The 17793-nt window shown below is 72.7% G+C and carries 6 protein-coding genes; 4 read left to right on the top strand and 2 right to left on the bottom strand.

What is annotated here, in order from left to right; genetic code table 11:
* Positions 1 to 15: 15 nt before the first annotated feature.
* From OG210_RS03960 to OG210_RS03945, 4 genes are read left to right on the top strand one after another with little or no spacing between them, the layout of a single operon-like run.
* On the top strand, positions 16 to 1593 hold the full coding sequence (locus tag OG210_RS03960; protein ID WP_371535001.1) for a TIGR02677 family protein: 1578 nt from the start codon (positions 16 to 18) through the stop codon (positions 1591 to 1593).
* Positions 1590 to 2855 (top strand): TIGR02678 family protein, encoded by a 1266-nt coding sequence (locus OG210_RS03955; RefSeq protein WP_371535000.1) that lies wholly within the window; start codon positions 1590 to 1592, stop codon positions 2853 to 2855. Before OG210_RS03960 ends, OG210_RS03955 begins: the two co-directional genes overlap by 4 nt.
* Positions 2852 to 6997 (top strand): TIGR02680 family protein, encoded by a 4146-nt coding sequence (locus OG210_RS03950; RefSeq protein ID WP_371534999.1) that lies wholly within the window; start codon positions 2852 to 2854, stop codon positions 6995 to 6997. The genes OG210_RS03955 and OG210_RS03950 overlap by 4 nt, the downstream gene beginning before the upstream one ends.
* The gene (locus tag OG210_RS03945) at positions 6994 to 8232 is read left to right on the top strand and encodes a TIGR02679 family protein (protein ID WP_371534998.1); all 1239 of its coding nucleotides are present in this window, start codon (positions 6994 to 6996) and stop codon (positions 8230 to 8232) included. Before OG210_RS03950 ends, OG210_RS03945 begins: the two co-directional genes overlap by 4 nt.
* 41 nt (positions 8233 to 8273) lie before the next feature.
* On the opposite strand, the gene OG210_RS03940 is transcribed toward OG210_RS03945, so the two are convergent.
* Positions 8274 to 10688: a UvrD-helicase domain-containing protein gene (locus OG210_RS03940; protein ID WP_371534997.1), complete on the bottom strand. Its 2415-nt coding sequence runs from the start codon at positions 10686 to 10688 to the stop codon at positions 8274 to 8276.
* The gene (locus OG210_RS03935) at positions 10688 to 17785 is read right to left on the bottom strand and encodes a DEAD/DEAH box helicase (RefSeq protein ID WP_371534996.1); all 7098 of its coding nucleotides are present in this window, start codon (positions 17783 to 17785) and stop codon (positions 10688 to 10690) included. The genes OG210_RS03940 and OG210_RS03935 overlap by 1 nt, the downstream gene beginning before the upstream one ends.
* Positions 17786 to 17793: the final 8 nt, after the last annotated feature.

Here is a 17793-nt window from a genome sequence, read left to right as displayed (position 1 = left end):
GCACAATAACGAGTGATGACCAGCACCACCGCTCCAGGCCCCGGGCCGGACGGGTTCAGCCCCTTCGCCCACCTCACGGTGCAGAACACCGCCCTCTACCGGCAGGTGATGCGGGCGTTCGTCATGGCCAAGGAACACTTCGCCGTGCATCTGCGTCCCGAGGACGTGTACGCCGCACTGCCCGGGGAGGTCCGGCCGGGCGAGCTCGACGCGGTCGTCAAGGCACTGGACAAGCTGGTCGAGTGGGGGAATCTGCGGGCCGACCCCGACACCGGACGGGTCAGCGCCGTCGAGGACTTCTACCGCAAACGCTTCATCTACCAGCTGACCCGGGCCGGGGAGGCGGCCGAGGAAGCCCTGGCCGCCTACGACGAGGCGCTCGGGCGGCGGGGCGCCCTTCAGGCCATCGCTCTGCACGACATCGTCATGCAGCTGCGGGCCCTTCTCGTGCTCACCGCCGACGAGCAGCCGGACCCCGGCAAGACGTACCTCGCGTTCGACGCGCTCGCGAGCCGGTTCTCCGCTCTCGCCGACAACGCGCGCGCGTTCATGAGTTCGTTGCAGCGCACCATCGACCTGCACGAGGTGGAGGAGGCGGTCTTCCTCGCGTACAAGGACCGCCTCATCCAGTATCTGGAGCGCTTCATCCAGGACCTGATCACCCTGGGCGGACGCATCGCCCAGCTCATCCTGGAGCTGGAGGACTCGGGCCGGATCCAGGTCCTGCTGAGGGCCGCCGCGGGACGGGAGGCGGCCGACGCCGCGCCCGAGGACGCGGAGCCTGCCGCGCAGAAGGCATACGCCCACTGGGCCGGGCGCTGGGACGGGCTCGCGGTGTGGTTCCTCAGCCGGGACGGCCGCGAGTCGCAGGCCAGATTGCTGCGTGGCCGTGCGCTGGGGGCCATTCCGCAGATGCTGGCCGTCGTCCGGGTGCTGGGGGAGCGCCGGGCAGGCCGGTCGGACCGGTCCGCCGACTTCCGCACCCTCGCCCGTTGGTTCGCCGAGGCCCCCGACGACGCGTCGCGGCACCAGCTGTGGCGGGCGGCCTTCGGACTCCACCCCGCCCGGCACCTCACGGCCGACGCGGACACCCTGGCCGCCCGGCTTGCCGTACCGGTGCCCGCAGCGACTCCCTGGGCCGCCGCCGAACCGTTGCGGATCAGCCCTCAGCTGCGCCGCACCGGAAGTTACGAGCGGCGGGGCAAGCCCCGCAAGGTCGAGGACCGCCAGGAGCGGCGTCGTCACCTCGCCGAGGTGGCGGCCAAGCAGGTGGCCGAGACCGCCGCTGCCCGGGACCGCCTCGTCACCGACGGAGCGGTCAGACTGTCCGAACTCGGCGAGCTCGACCCGGTCTCCTTCGGCCTCTTCCTCCAACTGCTCGGCGACGCACTGGCCACCTGGCGCCCCGGCATGCGGCACACCGTGGCCACCAGCAACGACGGCTCGATGGAGATCAGGCTGAGCGCTCTGGCGGAGGGGCCGCCGGCTGAGATCCGTACGCCGTCGGGGACGTTCCACGGGCCCGATCACCTCATCGCGATCGTCGATCTGACCGACGACGACAGGTCGTTGCACGGAGGAAGCGGACGATGACCACGCCACCGGCCCCGGCCGAAGTGCTCGAAGGACAGCGTGCCGCGGAGCTCCGCAAGGCGGTCCGCGCCCTGCTCAAACAGCCGCTCCTGCTCGCCCACGGCAAGCACGCCGACGAGTTCCGGCTCGTGCGACGGCACGCGGCCGAACTGCGCGAGTGGTTCGACCGCAACACCGGGTGGCCACTCCACGTGGACGCCGGGACCGCCCGGCTGCGCAAGATCCCCGGCGTGCTCCACGACTCCACGCATCCCGCACGCGAGGCGACCCGCGCCGCAGCCCCCTTCACCCGTCGCCGCTATGTCCTGCTCTGTCTGGCCCTGGCAGCCCTGGAGCGCGGCGAGTCCCAGATCGCCCTCGGCCGTCTCGCCGACCAGGTCGTCCTCGATGCCACCGACCCCGGGCTGGTCGCGTCGGGCATCCACTTCACCCTCGACCGCAGGGACGAGCGCCTCGACCTCGCGGCCGTCGTGCGGCTCCTGCTCGGTCTCGGCGTGCTGCGCCGGGTCGCCGGGGACGAGGACGCGTACGTGAACGGGGCGGGCGACGTGCTCTACGACGTCGAACGCCGGGTACTGGCGGGGCTCCTCGCCACACGGCGTGGGCCCTCCACCGTGCAGGCCGAGGCCACCGCCGACCGGCTGGCGCAGCTCGTCGCCGAAACCGCCCTCGACAGCGAGGAGCTCCGCTTCCGTGCGATGCGGCACGCACTCACCCGCCGACTCCTGGACGACCCGGTGGTCTACTACGACGAGCTGAGCGACGCCGAACTCGGCTACCTCACGAGGCAGCGGGGGTTCCTCACGGCCCGGGTCGCCGAACTGACCGGTCTGGTCCCGGAGATCCGGGCCGAAGGCATCGCCATGGTCGACCCCGACGACGACCTGACCGACGTACGGATGCCCGACCAGGGCACCCATGGCCACATCACCCTGCTGCTCGCCGAGTACCTGGCGCGGGCGGCCGGGCCCGTCACCACGCACCAGCTCGCCCAGCGGGTGCGGGAACTCGCCCTCGTACACGGCACGTTCTGGTCCAAGGCCGCGCGGGAACCGGGCACGGAGGCCGAACTCGTCGAGCAGGCCGTCGCCCGGCTCGCCGCCCTCGGCCTGGTCTCCCGGACCGCCGACGGAGCCGAACCCCGCCCCGCGCTGGCCCGATACGCGGTCGGTGAAGCCGTCGTCCTCGAACCAGGAACACCACCCGCAGGCACACCCGGCAGCGCGAGCACGCCGGCACAGCGAAAGGCCGGTCAGGCGTGACCACCCCGCTCCCCGAACCCCTCCGCACCCGCTGGCAGCCCCTGCGTATCGGGCTCGTCGACCTCTTCCACTACGACGTGGAGGAGTTCCACTTCCGCGACGGGCGACTGCTGCTGCGCGGCAACAACGGCACCGGCAAGTCCAAGGTGCTCGCCCTCACCCTGCCCTTCCTCCTCGACGGCGACCTGAGCCCGCGAAGGGTGGAGCCGGACGGGGACCCCGGGAAGCGGATGGAGTGGAACCTCCTCCTCGGCGGCGAGCACCCGCACACCGAGCGCCTCGGCTACACCTGGATCGAGTTCGGCAGACACGACGCGAGCACCGGGAAGAGCCACTTCCGTACGCTGCTCTGCGGGCTGAAGGCGGTGAGCGGACGAGGGATCGCCCGGCACTGGTACGCGGTCACCGACCTGCGCGTCCAGCACGGATCCGGCACACCCGTGGAGGGCTTCCTCAGCCTGGTCGACGCCACCGGCACGGCTCTGACCAGGGACCGTCTCGTCGAAGCCGTCTCTGGCCACGGCATGGTGTACGACCAGGCCAAGACCTACCGCAGAGCCGTGGACGAGGCCCTCTTCGGGCTCGGCGAGCAGCGGTATGGCGCCCTGGTCGACCTGCTCGTCCAGCTGCGCCAGCCCCAGCTGTCCAAGCGTCCCAACGAGGCAGCCCTGTCCCGCGCCCTCACCGAGGCGCTGCCACCGGTGGACCAGGCCGTGATCGCCGACGTGGCCGAGGCGTTCCGGTCACTCGACGAGGAGAAGTCCGAACTGGCGGCGGCCTCCGCCGCGGAGCGCGCTGCCGCCGGCTTCCTGGAGCACTACCGGCGCTACGCACGCGTCGCCACCCGCCGCCGCGCCCGGCTGCCACGCGCCGAGCACTCCCGCTACGAGCAACGCCAACGCGACCTCGCCGAGGCACTGGCACAGCAGGCTGGGGCCGAGGAGGAACGACAGGCGGCAGCCGGGCTCATCGCAACGCTGGAGGAGCAGCAGAACCGGCTTCGCGCCCAGGACGCGGCCTTGCGGGAGAGCCCCGAGATGCGCAGCGCCAGAAATCTGGAGCAGGCACACCACGAGGTGGAGCGCACGGCGCGTGCGGCCGAGCGCGCGGACAGCGACCGGTACCAGGCAGCGCGGCTGCACGACAAGGGCCTCAAGCGGCTCGGCGCCGCCGAGAACCGGCTGCGGGCCGCCGACGGGCACGCCCGGAACACCTGCAGGCAGGCGGCCGAGGCCGCGGCGACCGCCCGGGTCGTCCTCCCGGCGGACGACCTGCCGGACGACGGACGCGCCCCGAGCGAACTGCGCAGCGCCGTCGAGGAGTCCGTGGAACGGGGTCGCCGTGCGCTCGCCCATGTGACGGACATCGCCCGGACCGCAGCCCGCACCTCGGAGGAACGGCGCACGCACGCCGTCCGGCTGGACGAAGCCGATGCGGACCGGTCCTCGGCCGCTGAGGAGCTCGGCCGGGCAGAGGAGGACGCGGTGCGCGCGGGCCGGGCGCTGCTGGACGAGGTTCGCACCCGCGCCCGTGGCTGGACCGAGCTCGCCTACGCGGACGAGCCCGGCCTGTTGGACGAACTCCAGGAATGGGTGGGCCGTCTCCACGGCCCGTACCCGGCACGGGCCGAGGCCGCGCGCGCCCACAGCGCCGCATCCGCTCGGCTGGCCGAGCAGGCCGCCGCCGCCGACCGTCGGCAGGCCGAACTCACCGAGCGGGCCGACGGGCTGCGGCAGGAACTCGCCGCGCTGGAGGCCGGCGGGCGACGTCCGCCGCAACTGCCGCACACCCGCACCCCCGGCCTGCGCGGGCGTCTGACGGGCGCCCCGCTGTGGCGGCTCGTGGACTTCGAGAACGGGCTCTCCGCAGCGGAACAGGCCGGTCTTGAGGCCGCCTTGGAGGCGTCCGGGATGCTCGACGCCTGGGTGCTGCCCAGCGGCACGGTTCTCACCGCGGACAGCCACGAGGTGCTGCTTGCCCCGGCAGGCGCTCCGGTGCGGGGCCCGTCGCTCGCGCACCTGCTGCGCCCGGCCGTTGACCACGGGGACGCGGGGGCCGCGGCTGTGGGCGAGGCGACCGTGGCCCGGGTGCTTGCCGCGATCGGCGCCGGTGGGGAAGCGGGGCCGGAGGATGAAGCTGCCAGCTGGGCCGCGGTCGACGGCCGCTTCCGGGTCGGCGCGCTGACCGGCCGGTGGGCCAAGGCCACCGCCGCGTACATCGGCGAGGGTGCGCGGGAGGCGGCCAGGCGGGCCCGTCTCGAGACGATCCACGGTGAACTCGTCGTTCTCCAAGGTGAGTTGTCGACGCTCGCGGAACTGGCCGGCGCGGTGGCCGCCCGCCGCGAGGTGCTGGACGCGGAGGTGGCGGACGTACCGGACGAGATGGCCCTCACCCGCGCGCACGCCCGCGTAGCCGCTGCCGCGGAATCCCTGCGCCGGACCGGTGAACGGCAGGAGGAGCGAGCCGCCGCCCTTCTGGAGGCGACCGGGCGGAGCGAGGCGGCGGCGGAGGAACTCGCCCGGACCGCAGAGGACTTGAGGATGCCGTCCGACGAGGACGGGCTGACGGCGGTACGTGACGCACTTGGCGCGCTCGCGGAGGTGCTGGCAGCCCTCTGGCCCGCCCTGCGCGAGCGCAATGAGGCCGACGGCCAGGTCGCCGAGGAGCGTACCGAGGCCGAGCAGGCCGCCGAGCGTGCCGCGGAGCTCACGGAGCGCGCGAAGGAGGCGGAGAACGAGGCGGCAGCGGCCGACGAACGCTTCACTACCTTGCGTTCCACGGTGGGCGCCGCCGTCGACGAGCTTCAGCGCATGTTGGCGCGGACCGCGGAGGCGTCGCGCACCTGCGAGAGCGAGCAGCAGGCCGCCCACCGGCGTCACGCCGAAGCCGATCGGGCCGCAAGCAGGGCCGAAGGCCGTATCGAGCAGCTGCACGAAGGGCTGGCGGAGGCGGCCGAGGCGCGTACGGAGGCCATTGCTGCACTTCAGCGGTTCACCGCCACCGGACTCATGACTGTGGCGGTGCCCGACATCGAGGTACCCATAGGCGAAGCCGGAGCGTGGGCCGCGACCCCTGCGATCACGCTGGCCCGCGCCATCGACGCGGAACTGTCCTCCACCGACGACTCCGACAGCGCCTGGGAACGGGTCCAGCGCCGGCTCAGCGAGGAGTTCAAGACCCTCCAGGACACCCTGTCCCGGCACGGACACCGGGCGTCCGCCCGGATGGTGGAGGACGGCATGGTCATCGACATCACGTATCAGGGCCGCGAACGGGCCGTACCGGACCTGGCCGCGGCACTGGCCGTCGAGGTCGGCGAACTGTCCCGCATCCTGTCCGCACGGGAGCGGGAGATCCTGGAGACCCACCTGGTCACGGAGGTCGCGGGGACGCTCCAGGAGCTGATCGGCGCGGCCGAGCGGCAGGTGCGGGACATGAACGTCGAACTGGAGGAGCGGCCGACCTCCACCGGCATGCGGCTGAGGCTGGTGTGGCGGGCATCCCGCAAGGCCCCCGCCGGGCTCGCCCCGGCCAGGGAGCGGCTGCGCCGGTCGGCCGATGTCTGGACCGCCGAGGACCGCGCGGCCGTGGGCGAGTTCCTCCAGGAGCAGATCGCCCGCCAGCACACCGACGACGCCTCGGGCAGCTGGCTGGACCACCTCTCCGCCGCACTCGACTACCGGACCTGGCACGAGTTCGGCGTCGAGCGGCACCAGCAGGGCCGCTGGATCCCGGCCACGGGACCCGCCTCCGGAGGTGAGCGGGTGCTGGCTGTGTCGGTGCCGCTGTTCGCCGCCGCGTCCTCCCACTACGCGAGTGCGGGCAGCTCGTACGCACCGCGCCTGGTCACCCTGGACGAGGCGTTCGCCGGAGTGGACGACGACTCCCGCGCCAAGTGCCTGGGCCTGCTGCACGCCTTCGACCTCGACGTCGTGATGACGAGCGAGCGCGAGTGGGCCTGTTACCCGCAGGTGCCCGGCATCGCCATCGCCCAGCTGTCGCGGATCGACGAGGTCGCGGCGGTGCTCGTCACCCGGTGGGAGTGGGACGGCACCCGAAGGCGGCGCGGTGCGGACCCGGCGGTGCCCGATGGTGCGGTGCCCGCACCCCGCACCGAGGCGTCGGAACCTCAGTGGAAGTGACCCCCGGGACTGCGTCGACGATCGATGACGTACGGCTGCGCAGACTCCTCGGCGCACCCGGCCTCAGCTGGCTGGTCGACCGTGCGCGCCGACGCCTGGAGCGCGGGCAACCGCTCACGGGACCGGTAGCGCTGAGCGCGCCCACGGCGGACCAACGGATGGCGGCGGAAAGGCTGTTGGGGCGAGCTCCGGGTGGCGGGCGGTCCCTGTCCGTACGCCTCGAAGCGGTGGACGACCTGCTGCGCCGCTCAGGCGTCAGCCCGGCGGGACTGGCCGCCGCCGTGGTGGCGCTCACTGGCCCGGTCACCGTCCTCGGCCGGGCGCGCGCCGAGGAGCAGCGGGCCTGGGCCCAGGCGTACGCTCCGCTCGAAGTCTTGGCTGACGAGGTCCCCGCCCTCAGACCCTGGGCCGAACGGCTCCGCAGCGACGGTCTCGTACGACGCCTCGTCGGCACACCCACCGCAGCGGCCGACCTGCTCGGCCAGGTGGCCACTGTCGTGAGAGCCGTTCCGGTGGAGCCGGCGGTGTCGCTCCCCGCGTTCGCCTCCCGGCTCCTGGGCAGCGCCCACGCCCTGGACGACGGGACTCCGCTCTGCACCCTCACCCTTTCCGGGGTCCGAGCGCTGACCGGGGCCTCCGACGCGGGTGGCGCGCAGGGGCGGCGCGAGGCGTGGGCATCGGTGGGATTGCTGAGGGACGAGCTGTCCTCGACCGTGCTCGCTCTGAACGTGCGGGGCACGCCGGCCCTGGACTGGATGGCCGACGCGGGCGAGCCCGCCGTCCTCACCTTGCGGCAGCTGACCCGGCACCCGCCCCGCTCGGCGCCGCCGTCAGTCCGGATCTGTGAGAACCCGGCCGTGCTCGCCGCGGCCGCCGACACGTACGGCACCCGGTGCGCGCCGCTGGTCTGCCTCCAGGGCCAGCCGTCCGCCGCCGCCCTCGCCCTCCTGAGCCATCTCCACACGCACGGCAGCCGCTTCCGCTACCACGGCGACTTCGACTGGGGCGGCCTGCGGATCGCCGCCGCCCTGCTGCGACGGGTCCCCTGGACCCCGTGGCGCTACACCGCGGCCGACTATCGCGCCGCCCTGCACATCCGGCCCGCCGGCCCGCCCCTCTCCGGGGCCAGGGCCGATGCCCCGTGGGACCCCGCCTTGCCGGACGCGTTGCAGGAGGCGGGTGTGCGCGTGGAGGAGGAGGCGGTACTGCACGACCTGCTGGCCGATCTCGAATGAGATTCGGATGAGATGAGGAGGCAGGTGGCCTTGTGACGGTGTCAAGCCGCGTTCGAGCCCGACGGCGGACCGTCGTCCCGCAACAGGGACGACGCACGGCCGGCGTCACGGTCGGCATGCCGGGGTAGGTAACGGCTTGCTCGGCCGTGCCAGGTGACGATCAGTTCGTCCCGTGCTCTGGTCGCTGCCACGAAGAGCAGGGAACGGGCTCGCTGTTCCTCCTGGCGGTATCGATCGGGGCCGCTCAGCCGGAATGCCTCGATGCGCTGATGGGGAACAAGTCCTTCGCTGACACCGGCCAGGAACACCCGCTGGAATTCCAGCCCCTTGAACCGATGCATCGTGCCGATACTCACGGTATCGACGTCGCGGGGCCCCTCCCGGCCGATCTCGCTCGCCGGGATCAGGAAGGGCTTGCGCGCCAGGGTGTAGGCGAGTTGGGTGACGGCGTCCTTGTCGGGCACGCTGACGGCCATGGCCGCGTACGGAGTGCCGTAGCGCTCATGGCGCTCCTTGAGCAGGGCGGCGATCGCACGCATCTCGGTCTCCCAGTCTGGAGCACGCCAGTACTGAGGAGCCAGCCCGGTCAGTACGGACCGGTACCCGTCCAGGGTGTCCCGACCGTCGTCGAGATCGTCGAAGCTTTCACCGTGCACCAGGCCGTGTGCACTGCCCAGGATCTCCCGCGTCGTGCGGTAGTTCAGGGTCAGCCGTCGGGAGGCCCGTCCGGGGGTACTGATGCCGAGTCTGCCCAGCACCACCTGGTGCGAGTAGATGCGTTGGTGGGCGTCGCCGACCAGGAAGATGTCGTCCGGCCCGGGTGCCGTCATCGCCCGCAGCATCCGCCAGTGCGAGGCCGACAGATCCTGGGCCTCGTCGACCACGACATGCCGGTAGCGGGGCTTGAGCCACATGCCGCTGCCGGCCTCACGGTGGACGAGGTCCAGGCCGCCGTGTTCCTCCTTGTAGCGCGCCTGCTCAACTGCCTTGGCCATGCGGCGCCCCTCGATCCGCGCGGCCTCGTCGGCGATCAGTGCGTACGTGGTGCGCCGGGGCGGTCCGTCCAGCAGCGCGCGGTACGTCTCCACCAGCCCCCACACCCGCTTCCGGTCGGCCCGTTGCAGCACACCCCGGCCCCGTCGCTCCGCGCGGAGGTACAGACGTTCCGTTCCGCAGCCCTGCGCGAGGATGACGTGCTTGAACTCCGAATCGAGGAAGTCGGCGTCGTAGTCGAAGACACCCGCCTCGGCGCACGCCCGGTGCCAGAGGGCCATGGCCTCCTCATCGACCATGGGCGTACCGAGTACCGACCCCGGGTGCTGCTCGATCACTTCCCGGGCCAGCTGGTCCACCGACCTGACGTCGACCCGGCGTACGAGTGCGTCACCGCCGAGCCGGTGCAGGCGCTCCCGCAGGTCGGCGGCGAGGTTCGTGTTGTACGTGGTCAGCAGCACGGGACGGGTCTGTCCCGGTGGGAGCTTGTCGACGAGGTGCCGGACCCGGTGGAGCGCCACGACGGTCTTGCCGGTGCCCGGTCCGCCCGTGACCTTCGCCGAACCTTTGAACGATGTGGTGGCGAGTCTGCGCTGCTCGGGATGGAGGAAGAGCCGCCAGGCTTCGAAGCTGTCCCCGAGCGCGTCCAGAACCGCCGAGTCCTCCGTGCTCACCTGCGAGACGGGGCGTCGTGCCGCGCGGGCCCAGTCCTGCGGATCGACTCTCTCCTCGGCACGCCACTGGTCGGTGACGAACGTGCGTACCTCGGACGGCTCCATGCCGTCGTGCAGCGCCAGCAGCACCTCCCGGGTGAGTCCGGGGAGGTTGTGACCGAGCACGGCTTCCAGCTGGCGGCTGTCGGTGATCCGTCGCAGGGCGGGCAGCAGGGAGGCGATGACTCCGAGCCCGACCAGCTCCTCGTCGCCGTAGCGGGCGAAGAGGGGGACCGGCAGGGTGGTCGGAACGGCCTCGGAGGGTGTTGCGGCCTCCACGGCGGCCGCAACGTCGGACGAAGACCCGGCTGCCCCCGCAGGCGGGGACTCCTGCGGCGCGGCGCCCGGTTCCGGACCAGGCTCCGGCCGTGCGGGCATCGCCACCACCTGGGCGCTGACCTCGCTCTGGTCGACGAGCTCCACACCGCCCGAGACTGCGTTGATCTCCACGGTCAGCCGGGCGAGTTCGTCCCGCGCCGCCGACCCGGTACGGACCGCCAGGAGACTGAAGCGGTTCTCCTCGGTCTCGAGGAGCAGCCCCATGCGACTGCTGTCGACGGCGGCGAGCGACAGGCGCCCGTTTCCGCCCGCCTCCCGCAGAAAGGTCAGCCGCAGCGCCCGGTTGGACCGGTCGGCCCGCAGCCGGCGGACGAAGTCGCCCACCGCGTTCTTCGTGGCCGCGTCGAGGCGCCGGATGTCCTCGTTGGCCTGCGGCGTGACCGTGACCTGTGTCCTGACCCCATGGCTCATTACCGGCCCCCTCCCTCTCCTTCTCCGGACGCGCTCTCCCGCCGGCCGTCGAGCAGGGCGGCGAGCTCCTTCTCGTCCCAGGCGCCCGGGGCCCGGACGTGCCACCCCGCTGCCACGCACTGCGCCATGTAGGCCTCGTCGGCCGCGTCCTCATCCAGGACGACCGCGATTCTGCGGTCCGGCCAGGCGAGTTCCAGCGGCCTGGATACACCGGGAGCATCCCAGCCCGCCTCGGCGGCTCGCACTCCACCTTGCTCCGCGAGCGCCTTGGCGAGGGCCTCGATTTCCGGATCGCCCACGTACGACAGCTCGCGCAGGACGAGATCCCAGGCGGCGCGTTCCAGCTTGGTGGGAACCGCACGCTCCCCAACGCCTTCGACCGTGGCACTCGGAGCCACCTGGGCCGCAGCGTCCGGCGCACCGTCCTGGTCTTGCCGCTCCTCCTCGGGAATTACGAGTCCGGTACCCGGCAACTCCTCACGCAGGGCCGTCAGGAGCCCGTCGGCCCGTACGGCCGTGGCCGCGAGCAATCCCGCGTCGAAGGAGTCCAGCTCGCTGCGGGCGAGTTGCAGCCCGTCGGCCCGGCCGGTTCCGGTCGGGTCCAGGAACTGGAGTACGTTGCCCCAGCACAGCCACGCCTTCCAGCGCCGCCGGTGCGTGTCACCGTCCCCGGCGACCGCCTCGGTCCGGTCGTCGAGCACGGCCAGCGCGCTCAGCCCCTGCGGCTTCGCCCGGGCGTCCCCGATCAACGCCAGCGGCAGACCGGAGCCGTCGCGCACCGGATAGAGCTTCAGTCCCTCACCGCTCACGGGCGGCCGGACGTTGCCCCGCAGCGTCGCCTCTATCCATGCAACGGCGGCCTCGGGAGAGGCGTCCACCACCTCCTCCCGCTTCGCCAGCGGGAGCAGCCCCCCTACACAGAGCCGGGCCAGTGCGTGCCAGCGCCGCAGATCGGGATCGGCGAGGAAGGCGAGCAGGGCGGGGACAGCACCGGCGAACAGCCGGTCGATCTCGGCCGGGTCCTGCCGCTGCCGCACCCAGTTGCTCCGCGCCCGGCCACCCGGTGTGCCCTCTCCGTCGATGGCGTACGGCGGCCACGCGGCCTGTGCCGATGGCCCGGCCAGGGCAGGGGTGAGCGCCTGCGCTCCCTCGTCCCCTTCCGCTGCCGCACCGCGGCCGGCACGGGCCCGCAGCTCCTTCTCCCAGGCCATGACGTCGTCCCAGGTGATCTGCCAGACCAGCATGCCGTCGGCGCGGAGCCGGGCCCGTTTGGCTGCGTCCCCCGCGATCCGGTTCGTCGCCGCGGACGCGTGCCACCGGTAGCCGTCCAGGTAGACGGCCACCGGCATGGGCGGAGCTCCGTCCGATGTGGTCTCACCCGCGACGGGGCGCAGCAGCAGATCCGGCACCGTGCCCTGGGCGTGGAGCGGTTTCTGCGCGACCGACTCCCAGCGGATCGGCGAGCCGTCCCGGCGGCGCAGCGTGAACTGCTTGCCGTGGCGGCCGGTCGGGGTCTCCTCGTGCTCAACGTCGGCCTGGTTGGCAGGATCGTCGAGCCAGCGGTCGAGGCAGTCGATGAAGCGCCGCTCGAGGTCGCTCTGGGCCTGCCGGGCGAAGCGCCTGCGGTCCTCCTCCTCGGTCTCCGCGCGGCCGGCCCGGTCCTTGCGGAGCGGCTTGACGTCCCACCGGCTGCGCCCGTCCTCACCGAGCACGTCATCGAGCATCCACAGGGCCTCGCTGCGGTCGAGGAGCGGGTATTCGCGCTCCGGCGCGTATCCCAGCAGGCACAGGTGACACGCACGCCGGGACCCGTCCTTGCACGGGCAGTCCCGCAGGTACTTCTGAGCCGCCGCCAGCACCGCCCGGAACTCCTCGCCCACGCCCTCGACGAGCCGCTGGAGATATCCCGTACCGCCGGGCAGCGAGTCGTAGAGCACCAGGTAGTTGCGCGTCAGCCCGCTCTCGCGGTCCGGCTCCGTGCTCGGGGTGGACCGGATGTGTGCCGGATCCCCGCCGTAGCGCAGGGCGAGCCCCAGGTGCAGGGCGGCGGAGAACGAAGCCAGCCTTTCTGGCACGTGCAGGGTCGCGGCGGGCAGCAGGATGCGCAGCGCCTCGGTGCGGTGCTCGGTGGCGGTGATCACCCGCCGGTCCTGGGCCTGGACGGTCCGGCCGCGGCGCCGGGTGGGACACCAGGGGCGGTGGTGGGCCAACTCCGGCCGCCCGGCCAGGGATTCGGACAGCTCCTCCTGTACGGGGGCGTGTCCGGGGTCGCGGTCGGTGGCGCCGCCGCACAGCGGACAGAGCACGAAGGGCGTGACGGTGACCTCGGTGCCGGCGAAATACGTGTCGGGGCGACGGCTCAGCTTGGCAGGTCCCAGGTTGAACCGCCGGATGATCGCCTCGCGCACGTGGTCGACGCCGAAGGTGGCGCCCGAGTGCCGCCAGCTCTCCTTGACCGCGGCCGGATCGATGTCCACCGCAGTGGCCGTCGAGTAGTAGCGCCGGTTGCGCGAGTCGTGGTCGTCGATGATCCGGGCGTCGTCCCGCTTGTCCCGGGAGGTGACCTTGCGCGGGACGATCACGTGGTGCAGCGCGGCCCGGCCGCCGATGCCGGGACCGGCGCAGCGGGGGCAGGGCGAGGTGTCGGCCTCGGCGTCCTTCGTGCGGACGTGCCCGCACTCCCGGCAGACCCGCCAGGCGGCCACCGCCGAACGCGGGTCCTCCTCGCCGTCCTTGGGGCGCGGACCGAGATCGAAGCCGTCGATGGTGTGGTGGTAGCCGAGGACGTAGTACGAGTTCCCGGGGGCCAGCTCGGTCAGCGCCGACTCGGACGGCCGCGTGTACGTCCGGCTCTCGGTGCGCCACTGCGACGCGGGCGCCTTCTCCGCGTCGGCGCCGGCGGCACCCCGGGCGCGCCGGGCGGGCTCCTTGCGGGTCAGCGCGGCTTCGAGGCGCACGCCGTCCTCCACCAGGCTGTAGTTCGGCAGCAGACCCCGTTCGACCAGGAACGCCTGCGCTCCGGCCTGTGCGAACTCCTGGAGCTGCTTCGCGACCCCCACCGCCTCCCGGGCGAGGTTGCGCTGTTCCCGGGCCTCGTCCTCCACGTTCTCGTGCAGCGCCTCGGCCGCCTCGTTGATCTGAGCGTGCCGGTCCACGAGTTCGGCCCGCTCCGCCTCCCACGCCTCCTCGGCGTCCCGCAGGGCCTCGGCCAGCTTCCCCGCCGCATGGCGGTGCAGCGAGCTACGGGCGTCCCGGGAGACCCCGGAGTCGGGCACACGGTCGATCTCGGGGAACAGCTTCAGGAAGTCGTCGACCAGGTCCCTGCGCCCGGTCACGGCCTGGGAGAACCGCCGCAGCCAGCCGACCCGCCCGAACAGGGCGGTCACCCGGTCGGGGAGCGGGATCACACCCTCCAGGCGGCCGCGCGCGGCCAGGTCGATGAGATGGGCGACGTACTGACGGCGCAGCAGCTCACCCGCCGACAGGAAGCAGCCGGGCGGCAGGATGCGTCCCGCGATCAACTGCCTTGGTTCGGCCAGGTGGTAGAGGGCGCGCGGGCTGGTGTCGGCGAGTGACACCATGAGCGCGTTGCCCGTCGAGCGGCCGGCCCGGCCGACCCGCTGGACGTACCCGGCGGTGCTCGGCGGCAGCGAGGCCAGCACGACCGCCTCCAACTGGCCGATGTCGATGCCCAGTTCCAGGGTGGGCGTGCAGGAGAGCACGTTCGGGTCGGTGTGCCGGACACCCTGCCGGAAGCCCTTCTCGACCTCTTCGCGCTCCTTGCGGGTGAGTACACCGGTGTGCTCGGCGGCGACCACGCTGTACGGTTCCGCGTCCCGGTACAGCTGCCGGTAGTAGTCCGACCGGAAGTCCCGCCCGGCCCGGCCGGGGGCCTCGGCCGACGGCACCGCCAGCTGGCCGGCGCAGCCCTTGAGCGGACAGGGCAGGCCCTGCCACACTCCGACCCGCTCCGGCGGCACGGTCTGTGTCCAGCCGCACTCCGGACAGGCCAGCGCCGCGTGCGCAGTCTGCTCGTCGGTCAGCGGCCGTACCCGGATGTGCCCGGCCGTGAGCCCGTAGGTCCCGTGCTCCTGGCTGCCCCGGCCGGCCTTCTCCTCCCCGGTGCGCCGGTGGGCCAGGGCGCTGATCTCCGCGTCGGCCAGCCGCGGCAGCAGTTCCGCGAGGTAGCCGGCGGCCAGGGACCGGTCCATCCCCAGGCAGCGCTCGGCGAAGTCCGCGTACCAGCTCTCCTTGGTGTCGACCCGCTCGAAGTCTGTGCGGCCCGAACGCGACCCCACCAGGACGAACGCCGGCGCGTCAGAGTTCCAGCCGAAGGCCTGCATCCCCTCGGGACGCCCGCCCCAGATCGTGTAGCGGCTGCGCCCCTCGGCGTCGATGAACTTGTCCAGCCACTCGTGCCGGATGCCGCCACTGATCCGCACGTGCTCCAGGATCCCGCGCACGAACCCCTCGAAGCGGCGCAGCCGTTCCGGCCCGGAAGCGGGCAGGACCGGTCGTACGGCTTCCCCTTCCCCGGCGGGCCCGTCGTCCTCGGCCGCCTTCTGAGGGTCCACGGGCAGTTGCCGCCGCAGGTGCTCCTCGTACAGCCCTTCGGCGAGCTTCGCAGCGGATTCCGGGTCCGGCAGATACACCTCGGCCGCCACCGTGCGGGTGAGCTCCAGAGTGCGGCCCATCCGCGAGTTCAGCCCGAACTCCAGCAGGGTGTTGAACGCCAGCCGCTCACCCACCAGGTCCCACGTCCCCTTGGGCAGCCGCTTCTTGCCGGCCAGGAGCCGCTTCACCCGGTCCACGTCGTGCAGGTCGGGCGGCACGACCGAGGCGAGCAGCTTCTCCTTGTCCACGGAGGCCCGCTTCACCAGCGCAGCGATCAGTTCGTTGAGCGGTACGCCCTCGGCGGCGAGGCCCGGTTCCTCGTCCGAGCGCTCCGCCAGCTGCTCATGGACGAGCGACCGCAGCGAGAACTTCCAGGCCCGCGACGCGACGAACCCGGCCCGGTGGGCCGCGTCCTGCACCGAGTCGTTGAAGATCAGCGTCTTGCGCGCGTCGTTGCCGTTCGCGTCCTCCTTCGGCAACTCACCACCGGTGAACAGCTGCGTGACCGCCACCGAGGCGAGCGGGGCCACACCGGCACCGAGAAAGCGGATGCCCTGGGCCTGACCGCAGGCCGGGCAGCGGTCCTGCTTCGCGTACTCGTCCTGGTCGGCGTTGTCGAACCACGTCTTGACGAACACCCCGCTCTCCGGGGCTTCGGCGATCGAGCCGTCGGCGCGCAGCACCTCGTCGGGGTCGATCCGGCGCAGCGCCTCCCCGCTGTCCTCCAGGACGAGCACGGTCGCCTCGCGGACCGCCGCCCGCTTCCCGCGCCGCATGCTCCGGCCGAGTGCCTGCCGCGCCTGCTTCGCCGCCTCGGCGGGAGTCGCCGCGATGAGCGCCCGCACCCGGGCCTTGCCGGTGCCTCCGCCTGCGCTGAGCCGGTAGACGTCATCGGGGGCGGAGACGAGGGACGTCGGATTCCGCTCGGGGCTGACGGCACTCCAGCCGGAGCGTCCGCAGTGCCGGCAGTACGCCGACGGCAGGCGCCCGGCACGCGCCACCGCGCGGCGCCGCTCCGCCTGCGCGGCGGAGACGACGGAGGCGGAGGCGGCCTGGTCGGCCTCCGTCCAGGAGAAGACGGGTTCCGGAGCGACGAACCGCAGGACCCGGGAGAGCGAGCGCGCCCACAGGTGCGTCTCGACGAGCAGCAGAGGCCGGTCCTCGCCGTCGGGCGCACCGGGGTCTCGCGCCACGGAGATCAGCGCGACGAACCGGGCCAGCGCCTTGGCGGCGGTCTCCGGGTCCTGGGCCGCCGTCACCCGCCACGCCGAATTGGTGGGGAAGGCCGCCAGGATCTCCTCGGCCGTCAGCGGCTGGTCCACGTCCGCGGTCAGCAGATCGTGGGTGAGCGGGTGCGCGAGGAGGCGGCGCCCCATTTCGCGGGGGTCGGAGGTGTCACAGCCCAGCGCCAGACGCGAGACCTCGTCGAGCCCGCGGTCACGGGCGGGTGGATCGGGCAGGGCCATGACTTCGGCGGGGGAGGGCAGCGGCAACGACAGGTCGACGGGGGAGAGGAAGGAGTTCAGATCCCGCCGGTCCTCCCCGACCACGGCATCGTCGGGGAAACGCACCCCGAACACCTGCGAGGCCACGTCCAGCATGGCCCTGGGGCCGCCCGCGCCGCCCTGGTCCTGCCTGTCCCGCACGGGCGACTCGCCGAGGGTCGCCGAGGTGGCCACCGGGCAGATCGAGCCCAGCGGCCGGCCCTCCCTGGCAGCCCCCACGACGGCGCCGAGCCGCCGCAGCAGCATGGCGACATCGGTGCCCTGGGCGCCGTCGTAGGTGTGGAACTCGTCGATCACGATGTACGCGAGTTCTGCGTCCACCCACAGTGGGGCGTCCTGCTGCCGCTGGAGCAGCAGGTCCAGCATCTTGTAGTTCGTGATCAGGATGTCCGGCGGATTCCGCCGGATCTCGGCCCGGTCCACGGCCACCCGCCCGTACGGGGAGCCGTTCTTGGCGGAGCTCGCCTCACCGATGTAGAGCCCGGCGGTCACGTCCTGGAGCCGCTCGTCCTTCGACAGCAGGTCGCCGATGCGGCCGGCCTGGTCGCCGGCGAGGGCGTTCATCGGGTAGAGCAGCACGGCCTTGATCCCGTGCTTCCCGGCCGCCTTGGCACGTCGGCAGTGGTCGATGACCGGGACGAGGAAGGCCTCCGTCTTGCCGGAGCCCGTACCGGTGGTGACGAGGGTGGGCTGCGGGACGTGCCCGTCCTTGGTGGTCAGCCGGGCGAACGCCTCGGCCTGGTGCGCGTACGGCCGGAAACCGCCCTTGTACCAGTCGAGGTGCCGCTGCCAGCCGTCCTCGGCGGCGCGGAACGGCCGCCGGATCCGGTGGTACGGCCCGCGGAAGAGCCCGTCGGCCGGGTCCGTGAGGAAACCGGTGAGCGCCTTCTGGGTGCCGGGCTCGGCCAGCGCGAACGTGGTGGTCAGATACTCGACCGTGGTGTCGCGCAGTGCCTGCGCGGCGAGTGTAGGTCTCATGGCCCGCC

Origin of the sequence: Streptomyces sp. NBC_00466 (genome assembly GCF_041433995.1) — a bacterium.
In the GTDB taxonomy this organism is placed as follows: Bacteria; Actinomycetota; Actinomycetes; order Streptomycetales; family Streptomycetaceae; genus Streptomyces.
Note: the sequence above shows the minus strand (reverse complement) of the source record. Positions and strands in the feature narration are given on the sequence as shown.